Genomic DNA, 8477 nt, shown 5'->3' with positions numbered 1-8477 from the left:
GACATCCATTTTGCCATTGCATCAATTGCATTTAGTTTTGCCTTTGCCACTCTATCCCCCTAACACCAGTCCCATCATCAGCATGGCTGCTATCCAAAAGAGTACGTATGTGAGGTATTTCATTTCAGCCCCTTAGCCTCGCGCCAAACCTCAAACATACGTTTGACCACTTCGCTGGCATAGCAACCCTCGACATCACGCACCAAGCTGTATCGGTTGCCATACAGACGACGGATCATTGATTCAAATTTTTTATTCACCGTTCCTGCTCCCTTTTGAGTCGCATATACTCTGAGTCTTCCGGTATTGTCACAAAACAACCGATGCCCGCTGCCCATTGCTCAATTTGCTCCATGAATCGAAACATCTCGCCAGTGTCTAATTTGGACGTCTGTTTCAACGTCCTGACGTGTTCAACCTCCTGTGTTCTGGCATCAATCCGACCAATCACCTCATAGCCCAAGAATGTATGCTTGAGCATCTCCTTGACTTCATCTGGTGAATAGTTCTCGCCTTTCGATTTCAGATAACGACTAATCTCGCCAAACCACATATGGGCGGTAGCGTTCTGAGATAGTGAGCGGGTGTTTTTCCACGGTTTGATGATAATTCGGTGAGGTTGGTTTGTAGCCAGAACTTCTTTGAGATGCTGCCATGCGGCGTTTTTAGTTGATTCATGGAATAGAAAATTATATTCCACTCCTAACCTCCGTTATAACCCCTCATAAGTTGCATTTTCTGCACACCAGTTCCGCATTTCTGCGCTGTCAATTTGTGGATTGTATGCACAGGGTGGCTCTTGCTTTGACTTATGCCCTGCCCACCAATACCAACCGCTACGATGCTCTGCTGTACCACATTTTTTACAGAGATGAACTCGGCACATTTCTGACCACTGGTAATCATGACCTGCTGAATTATTCAGTCGTTGAATTGCTGTTCTTGGCATTGTTATTTGCCCTCTGGTTCCACAATTCAGACGCTGAATCAGTCGCGTTATCGTAACTATTTTCCCATTTTGAAAACGGACCATTGGAACCGCATTTTCCACATACAATCCATGCTGCGTACTTATGTAATTCACCTCTATCCTCATAATCTGGACATAAATCATTGCTGCCACAAAACGGACATGGTTTGAGTTCTACGGTCATGCTTCCACCTCCACCAATTCGTCCCATACTGCATAGGCAACGGGTTCACATTGTAAAATTTCAACATGGCCAGTATGCCCACAACCACAACATGTCACGACATCCCCTTCATACAGCCAGTTTTCGTTTCCATTTGTCTCAATTAATGCGCTGTCCATACCACATTTTTCACAATCACCTAGCCAATCAACTTTTACTGTTTTCATCTTAAAAGTCCTTCCTGTGGGGTTTATTCAGTTCCAGCCTTTCCAGCCGAACGATTGCATTACCGCGCGGATAACAACGCCTGATTTTTCGGTTGAAATGATGCTCACTCCTGTAAACAAAAGAGCGGTTTTTGCTTCTCAGTAGGCTATAGATTTGATAATTCTGTGGATTGTCTTCCCAGTGTTTATCTTTGTGGAAAATGATTGTCATTAATAACCCTTGTTATTTAACTTGGCGGCGATAGCTCTGCCAATTGAAATTGATTACGGTCGGCGTCCCCATTCTGAGGCGATCAATAACCCGCTCACCCAGAACAGCAGTCAATTGCTCAAAATCCAGATTGGTCAGTACTCCGACAGGTTTTTTATTTGCCAGACGGCGATCCACTACCTGAAATATAATTAAATCCTCATTCCGGTTATTGCGCTGCACACCAACATCATCGAGTACCAACAAATCAACCGCACACAAATCCTCAACCAATGCAGATTCATTGATTTTCGCGTCTTTCTGGTAGGTTTCCCGAACCCGCATCATCAGGTCAGGTAGTGTAGCGATCAGAATGCTCTTGCCGTTCTGGATGATATGGTTTCCTATGGCAGCGGCGAGATGATTTTTCCCCGTACCGGGGTTACCACTGAAAATAAACCCGCCAAACGATTTACCGAAATTCTCGGCATAGCGGCGAGATCTAGTGAGGGCTTTTTGCTGCTCTGGTGTATCTGCGATGTAGTTATCAAACGTACAACTCTGGTGTAGTGGGCTGATACCAGAACGCCCCATAATTCGATTCAGGCGGCTCACGCGGTTTTCTTCGGCAATGCGCTTTGAATCAATTTCCCCCTGTTCACGCTGCCATGCCATCAACTCATCAGCATGAGTGAATTTGGGCGTAATGTGCTCCGGCATCATCCGGTGAAAACGGGCTAGCGTTTCTGCCATGCTCATTAGAAATCCTCCGATATGAATTGCTCTGTGCGTACTGGCTGGGCAATGCGATTGACCGATCGTGTTTTAGGTGGATATTTGGGCTGGAATAAACCTTGCCAGCCATTCGCAATACTGGGATTAATAACCTCAGATGGACTATAGCCAGCGTCGTAACACTCTTTCAGTAGATTAATTTGCCCGTTAAATGTCTGGAGTGTTTTGATTGGCTTCTTAATTGCCGAGCGATATTCCAGCCAATCATTCCATACAACAGGATCTAACCATTCAGGCAATTGAACCTGATTGATGTCAAATTTAGGTTTGACGACTTTTTTCGGTAAAGGGGATATAGGGGTATTATTATTGTCTTTCTTTTCTTTTGTAGTATTGTCTTTTGTGTTTACCTGATTCGGGTAATCGCTTTTACCTTTTTCCGGTAAACTTTTCTTACCTGATTCGGGTAAACTTACCTTTTTCGGGTAAACCTTGTTTTTATCCTCCCATTCAGAGATATTTTTATTAATTCCTACCTGCCTTCCGTTGGTTACTAATATCTTCCGTTTCACCAGATCACTCTTTGCTGCTGAACACTTGTGAGACAATATCCCTGTTAATTTGGAAAGCTGATCGTTGCTGACCCAATCCATGCTTTTGTTGAAGCCATACGTTTTTCTTGAAATTGCCAGAAACACCAGTAATTGATGTTGCGACAATCCAGCCAGCATGACCGCCTCAAGTAGTTCATTGGCTAGCCGAGTGAATCCATTATCAACATCGGCCACTTTGTGTATCTCCTGCCGGACAGGGAACTGATAAACTTCCGCTGTATTCATACGGCCTCCCTACCATTAATTTTGTTTTTCATGTATAATTACTCCTGTGAAATGTTGTTTTTCTCAGTCGTTAAATCGACATCTCAAGTTGCATTTCAGAAGCCTCGTTGGTGCCAGCCTTCGAGGTTTTTCTTTTTGGGTATCTGATATGTTCCAGTACCGCTATCAACTTCTCTGCGTCTTCCCTGTTGATCACCACGTTTGTATCTGGTGAGTCATATTCAATGGCAACCAAGAACCGCGCCATTTTCTCAATGAAACTGAGTTCGGCGACTTTTTGCGGACGCTGCCAGCGAGTAATTTGTGATTCGTGAAGTCCAATTATTTTTGCTACGTTCCGTGAGCCTTTGAGCACGAGCTTGTTAAGTAGCTCGCTTTCTTTGTCCCTAAATAATTTGCTGTAACTTGCATGTTCCATGCTTAAACTGTCCTAAAGTGAAATTTGATTAACTTTGTTTAATAAAAATACAGAATCGTCAACTATCCTGAGATAGATGATGGTGTTAGTTGCCCTAACTCGTATTCAGGGCGCTAGCGATGTTAAAGAGCGTACTGCTATGCTGAGAGTAGTTTTTTTCTGCTGATATCTAACAGATCATTAGCCTGATATTTACCATCAGAAATTTGTTGAATCGTCTCGGCATATTTGGTCTTACCGAAGAATTCAGTCTTGGGGAGAAAGCCGTTCTTGAGCCATTTGTAAACAGCTCTCTCACTAACTCCACAAGCCTGTGCTACCTCGGTGATACCAATATTTTTAATTGGTTCTTCCAGAGATCTCATGGTTGATTTCCTTATTTCGTACTTTCAGTACACATTATGATTGAACTGAAAGTTTTTTCAAGTGGATTATCATCGTACTTATGGTACAGACAGAAGAAACGCGCAAACAATTTTCCCAGAGACTGGCGCAAGCCTGTTCACAGGCTGGTCTAAATGAACATGGTCGAGGGGCAGCGATAGTTAGGGCTTTAGGGGTTTCATCAAAAGCGGTCAGCAAGTGGTTTAATTCTGAATCATTGCCTAGGCAAGAAAAAATGAACGCTCTTGCAAACTACCTGAAAGTCGACATCGTCTGGCTACAACACGGTATAGACAATACCGAGGATGACGCTCGCCCTAAAAAAATACAGGCAGTAAAACCGCCAGTCAGACAATTAACAAAGGAACAAGAAGAATTATTAGAGCTGTTTGACCGATTGCCATCAGAAGAGGCAAAGCGTTTTTTGAAAGAAATGCAGATAAAAGCAGCACATTTTGATTCAATTTTCGCCGAGATGCTGGCGAAGCGTGGCAATAAAGCAAGTTAACAGAAGAATTTTCATCTGTAAATCATAACGTTGAAAAATGTTATCCTGATCATATATTTTAGTACAGGCCGCATTTCGCGGCCTTATGCCAAATCCCATGTCTGTCTCACAAATTAAGCAATTTCCGATCAAAATATTAGCTGGAGTGATGTAGTGTGGTTGATCACACATAAACATTAAACTGTTATTCCCTTTTGGGTTATGACATATTAAAACTCATCTTGAAATGTGGAATTATGAGCGCTGGCGAAGAATTATATGTTGTTGAATTAGTAAGAAAAATGGAAGAAGGTTCAACTCAACCATTCTTGTGTCGATGTAATGATGATCAATTGTATGTAGTTAAAAGCACAGCCTCAATGCCAAGGGTTGAACTTATTCACGAATTTATGGCATCAATATTGGCTCAAAGCATTAAGTTACCAATACCAGACTTTAAAATTGTCTATATCTCAGATGATTTCGTCGAATATCTCCCTCCTACCTATAAAGGAGGGATAAATCCTGGCTATGCATATGCATCAAAATTCATTGAGGATTCAGCAACTATAAATTTTGGATTAGCTCATGATGCCATTGATGAGCAAGAGCAAAAACTAATCTATTTTTTCGATAGATTGATAAACAACTCAGATAGGAACCTGTCAAAACAGGGCGGAAATGTAAATATCATCTATAACTACAAGAAACAGAGATACTATTTGATTGACCATAATTTAGCATTTGACCCAAAATGCACATTATTACAATTCGAATACCATGTTTTCTCACCTTGCCACAGAAACTGGATTTTCGATATGCTGGACCGTGAGGAAGTAGTAGATACAGTATCAATACTGAAAGATAAAATTACAGAATCCATACCATCTCTGCCAGATGAGTGGATCAATGAACTACCAGATAAGGATGCAGTATTAAATAATATTACATTGTTGGTTGATAGAGGTTTTAACCAAAAGTTTCGGAGTACAATTTTATGAGCACCCCATGCCTTTACAGCATAATAAGATATGCACCTTATGCGGAAACTGAAGAGTTTGCCAATATTGGTGTAGTTATCTGCGCTCCAAAACTTGGCAAAATGTCTTTCAAATTAACCAAGAGTAATGATGCTCGCGTAAGAAATTTTTTTAAAGATGATACTATTTTTCATGCAGTTAAACCCAGTATAGAGCAAGAACTACAAACTGCGTGCAGCTTAGTATCGCAGATAGGCAATCCTCGCAAAGTGGCTGACTTTTTCAATACATTTACATCACCAAGAGAGTCTATTTTTTACTACAGCATCCCTCGAATTATACTGACCAGTGCTTATGATGCTGAGTTAGTGAGGCTTTACAAGAAATTTATAAAACATACCGAATACACAAAAGAAAGAAGAGAAGAAATCTTAGTTAAAGAATTGAGGAGTAGATTTCAGTCACATCAAGAACTTAAGAATGCCTTTAAAAAAGAAACGCTTGGTGGAGAGCTTACTCGTTTTTCAATGCCATTGGTTGCAAAAAATGATGAACACATACTTTGTGCAATCAAACCTTTAGCATTTACTCAAGATGAGCCTAGTAAAATGCTGGAGCATTGCGATACCTGGGTATCTAGAGTGAAACGAGCTGTTACTGAAGATATTTTTGATTTGGACGCAGTGCTATTTACTATTGATTCTCATAGAAAACCATCTATTGCAGAACAAAAGGCAATTGATGAAATACAAAAAACTTTGGACAACAACAAAATATGTCACTTTAGACATAATGATTCACATTCAATAGTCCAGTTTGCAAAAGACTCAATATAAATTTTCTTCAGCCCTCCCACGAGGGCTTTTTTGTCCTCTTTCGCCCTCACCCCCATATAAAATCCCATTCAATCCGCACAGTTAGTCACCAGTCAGTGATCTAAATCACAATTTATAACGAGAATTAAAATTTATTTCTTTATCTAACAATGAGTTAGACCAAAAGTACAAATTAATATTAAATTATCGTACTTTTGGTACTTGTCTATTTCGTACTTTTGGTTCAATATAGATTCATCAACGGCACACAGCCAAAGATAAAAGCAACATCGCTCTTTAAAAATACGGCGCTCTGAATATGTGTTAGAGCAAACCCCACTGAGTAGGTTTTGGGGTGTGGTGATTAGCCCAAAAATATAGATTCCTTGCAGCGGAGTAAACCGTGCGACAAACACGGCTGCGGTAATCAGGTGACCGCCACCACACCACCAAAACTTACTTACGGAGGCGATATGACAACGATTTTGAAAAGTAATCGACCTGCAAATGCTAAAACCCGTCGTTTAGCAAAGCAAAACGAATATTGGGATAGAAAGCGGGCTGAATACGAAGCCAAACCAATAAGCCGCTCAGTGGAAGAAATTTGGGATTCAATCATTAGACCAGTAGACGAAACTGACGTACTGGCAAATCTGGTGATTGGATTGAATAAAGACATTAAGGATGATGGCAACAGCGGATCTTGCTGCATGAGTGAAGTAGCTCTCTACTCAACCAAGCAAAGAGCCAATAGAAGATTGGGGGCGGTTACGGCGAGGGTGTGAGTTATGAATTATTCCGAAGGAAAAGAAATAGCATTAGCGTATCAGAAATTAGAATCTGCAGAAAATGCAGAGCAGGTGCTGGCGATGGCTTATCAAATTGCGTCAAACTCCAGTATGCCAGATAGCGTTAGAGAATTGTTCACGCAATTAATGAAATCATTTAGTGAGCACCGTAGTGAATTAGGAGGTGCAGCTATTAACATATTACTCAGGTAACTAATTACAGCTCATTTCCAATAAACAATATTAATTTTGAGGATAATATGAATATCAAATTCATCAACGAGGTTCGCGCCTCTTTAAAACGTTGCCGCACCAACGCCATTCGTTTTCGTCATGATGATTTCTTGCGTAAACATAGTATTCAGCAAGCATTATCAATGCGCCGCTTCATTCGTGATATGACAGCAATTTATGGTTAACTAATTACAGCTCATTTCCGAGTGGGCTGTGGTGAGTTTAATACGAATAACTGAGGATATTGTTATGCAGCTAATCCATACTATTCATAAAAAAACAACTATTGTTCGCATAGTTGCGACAATGAACCACGGTAGTGGTTTGTCAGAATCTATCAGTGTGGATGTATTTAAAAAAAATATTGACGACTCTAAATTTATTCTGTGTGGGAATAATCCTCACCCTGAATGGCGTCAGATGTCTGTAAATGAATATATTCAATATGGTCGTCCTGAGAAATTCAAATATGTTACTCACGCAGAAATAATCAGAGTTGTTAGAGAACTACGGAGTAAATAACAGCCTCGCCAATGCGGGGCTTTTTATTACCTGAATATAGGAAATATAAAATGAACGAATTTACGTTACAAATAACATTAAAATTTGATGATAATGCAGATTTTACATTAAGTACTGAACGCATTGTATCAGCAGAGCCTGAGACTATTTATCTGAGAACGCTGACTAATCAGTTCCAAAAATTAGTACAAGAGGATTTACAAAGCAAGGCAGAAATGGCTCAACACATAGCGTATTTAGTCAATAAAACAGCTAATTGTTATTGTGATGAGGAATAATCATGGCTAAACATATACACGCCGATTTAATGATGAAAGCTGCTGAAATTGCGAAAACCGATGATCAATGGTGGAAATATTTTGAAGTTTTTGACATCGTTGATAACGAATTCGTATCATACGATAGACCGTTTACGTTCTATGATCATCGCGAATACCGCCTAAAACCCCGCACTATCAAAATCGGAAACATAGACGTACCGGAACCCGTGAGGGAGCCATTAGCAGATGATACCGTTTATTATGTTCCAGTGCTGAATAGTTCCAGTGAAAAACCGGCAATTTATCGTTGGGATGGTGTGTGTTTTGATAATGTAATGCTCGAACGTGGTTTTGTCCACCTCGACTGCGAATCTGCTGAAATACACGCTAGGGCGCTCATTAGTTTGACTCAGAAATAACCCCCAACATCAATAAACCCATTAATCGTTTTCACTAACGAGGGAT

General features: G+C 40.5%; 17 protein-coding genes and 1 pseudogene. 10 read left to right on the top strand and 8 right to left on the bottom strand.

All coding sequences use genetic code 11. The annotated features are described in order from the left end of the window. Positions 1-119: 119 nt before the first annotated feature. Positions 120-260 carry a hypothetical protein gene (locus Xbed_RS19825; RefSeq protein ID WP_167371946.1) on the bottom strand — a complete coding sequence of 47 codons (141 nt, stop codon included), beginning with the start codon at positions 258-260 and terminating at the stop codon, positions 120-122. After that, entirely contained in the window at positions 257-700 is a 444-nt protein-coding gene (locus Xbed_RS17485) for a YbcN family protein (protein WP_086114123.1), read from the bottom strand. The genes Xbed_RS19825 and Xbed_RS17485 overlap by 4 nt, the downstream gene beginning before the upstream one ends. A gap of 83 nt (positions 701-783) precedes the next feature. Between Xbed_RS17485 and Xbed_RS19820 the strand changes: the two genes are divergently transcribed. Continuing rightward, on the top strand, positions 784-1005 hold the full coding sequence (locus Xbed_RS19820; protein WP_167371943.1) for a hypothetical protein: 222 nt from the start codon (positions 784-786) through the stop codon (positions 1003-1005). Here Xbed_RS19820 and Xbed_RS20760 read toward each other — a convergent pair. The 6 genes from Xbed_RS20760 to Xbed_RS17445 all read right to left on the bottom strand — a co-directional run bounded on the left by Xbed_RS20760 (position 918) and on the right by Xbed_RS17445 (position 3907). Then, the gene (locus tag Xbed_RS20760) at positions 918-1154 is read right to left on the bottom strand and encodes a Lar family restriction alleviation protein (protein WP_167371945.1); all 237 of its coding nucleotides are present in this window, start codon (positions 1152-1154) and stop codon (positions 918-920) included. The two genes, Xbed_RS19820 and Xbed_RS20760, sit on opposite strands and share 88 nt — an antisense overlap. After that, positions 1151-1360 carry a hypothetical protein gene (locus tag Xbed_RS17470; RefSeq protein WP_086114120.1) on the bottom strand — a complete coding sequence of 70 codons (210 nt, stop codon included), beginning with the start codon at positions 1358-1360 and terminating at the stop codon, positions 1151-1153. The genes Xbed_RS20760 and Xbed_RS17470 overlap by 4 nt, the downstream gene beginning before the upstream one ends. Before the next feature lie 223 nt (positions 1361-1583). After that, positions 1584-2309 (bottom strand): ATP-binding protein, encoded by a 726-nt coding sequence (locus tag Xbed_RS17460; protein WP_086114118.1) that lies wholly within the window; start codon positions 2307-2309, stop codon positions 1584-1586. Then, positions 2309-3124 carry a replication protein gene (locus tag Xbed_RS17455; protein ID WP_086114117.1) on the bottom strand — a complete coding sequence of 272 codons (816 nt, stop codon included), beginning with the start codon at positions 3122-3124 and terminating at the stop codon, positions 2309-2311. The genes Xbed_RS17460 and Xbed_RS17455 overlap by 1 nt, the downstream gene beginning before the upstream one ends. A 70-nt stretch (positions 3125-3194) precedes the next feature. After that, positions 3195-3542 carry a CII family transcriptional regulator gene (locus Xbed_RS17450; RefSeq protein ID WP_086114116.1) on the bottom strand — a complete coding sequence of 116 codons (348 nt, stop codon included), beginning with the start codon at positions 3540-3542 and terminating at the stop codon, positions 3195-3197. 137 nt (positions 3543-3679) lie between these two features. Beyond that, positions 3680-3907: a helix-turn-helix transcriptional regulator gene (locus tag Xbed_RS17445; RefSeq protein WP_086114115.1), complete on the bottom strand. Its 228-nt coding sequence runs from the start codon at positions 3905-3907 to the stop codon at positions 3680-3682. A gap of 80 nt (positions 3908-3987) precedes the next feature. Here Xbed_RS17445 and Xbed_RS20340 point away from each other — a divergent pair. The 9 genes and pseudogenes from Xbed_RS20340 to Xbed_RS17405 all read left to right on the top strand — a co-directional run. After that, a pseudogene (locus tag Xbed_RS20340) lies at positions 3988-4215 on the top strand (helix-turn-helix domain-containing protein); the annotation flags it as partial. Positions 4216-4670: 455 nt separating this feature from the next. Next, positions 4671-5414: a HipA family kinase gene (locus Xbed_RS17435; protein ID WP_086114113.1), complete on the top strand. Its 744-nt coding sequence runs from the start codon at positions 4671-4673 to the stop codon at positions 5412-5414. Further along, positions 5411-6229, top strand: a complete 819-nt coding sequence (locus tag Xbed_RS17430; protein ID WP_086114112.1) for a DUF3037 domain-containing protein — start codon at positions 5411-5413, stop codon at positions 6227-6229. The genes Xbed_RS17435 and Xbed_RS17430 overlap by 4 nt, the downstream gene beginning before the upstream one ends. Positions 6230-6681: 452 nt before the next feature. Then, on the top strand, positions 6682-6993 hold the full coding sequence (locus tag Xbed_RS17425; RefSeq protein WP_139837524.1) for a hypothetical protein: 312 nt from the start codon (positions 6682-6684) through the stop codon (positions 6991-6993). 3 nt (positions 6994-6996) lie between these two features. Then, positions 6997-7209: a hypothetical protein gene (locus Xbed_RS17420; protein WP_086114111.1), complete on the top strand. Its 213-nt coding sequence runs from the start codon at positions 6997-6999 to the stop codon at positions 7207-7209. A gap of 47 nt (positions 7210-7256) precedes the next feature. After that, positions 7257-7415, top strand: a complete 159-nt coding sequence (locus Xbed_RS19815; RefSeq protein WP_167371944.1) for a hypothetical protein — start codon at positions 7257-7259, stop codon at positions 7413-7415. A 64-nt stretch (positions 7416-7479) separates the two neighbouring features. Next, positions 7480-7752 carry a hypothetical protein gene (locus tag Xbed_RS17415; protein WP_086114110.1) on the top strand — a complete coding sequence of 91 codons (273 nt, stop codon included), beginning with the start codon at positions 7480-7482 and terminating at the stop codon, positions 7750-7752. A 50-nt stretch (positions 7753-7802) separates the two neighbouring features. After that, positions 7803-8030, top strand: coding sequence for a hypothetical protein (locus tag Xbed_RS17410; RefSeq protein ID WP_086114109.1), 228 nt, complete (start codon positions 7803-7805; stop codon positions 8028-8030). Between the two features lie 2 nt (positions 8031-8032). Beyond that, positions 8033-8431: a hypothetical protein gene (locus tag Xbed_RS17405; RefSeq protein WP_086114108.1), complete on the top strand. Its 399-nt coding sequence runs from the start codon at positions 8033-8035 to the stop codon at positions 8429-8431. Positions 8432-8477 lie beyond the last annotated feature (46 nt).

Source organism: Xenorhabdus beddingii, assembly GCF_002127545.1.
Classification (GTDB): domain Bacteria; phylum Pseudomonadota; class Gammaproteobacteria; order Enterobacterales; family Enterobacteriaceae; genus Xenorhabdus; species Xenorhabdus beddingii.
Note: the sequence above shows the minus strand (reverse complement) of the source record. Positions and strands in the feature narration are given on the sequence as shown.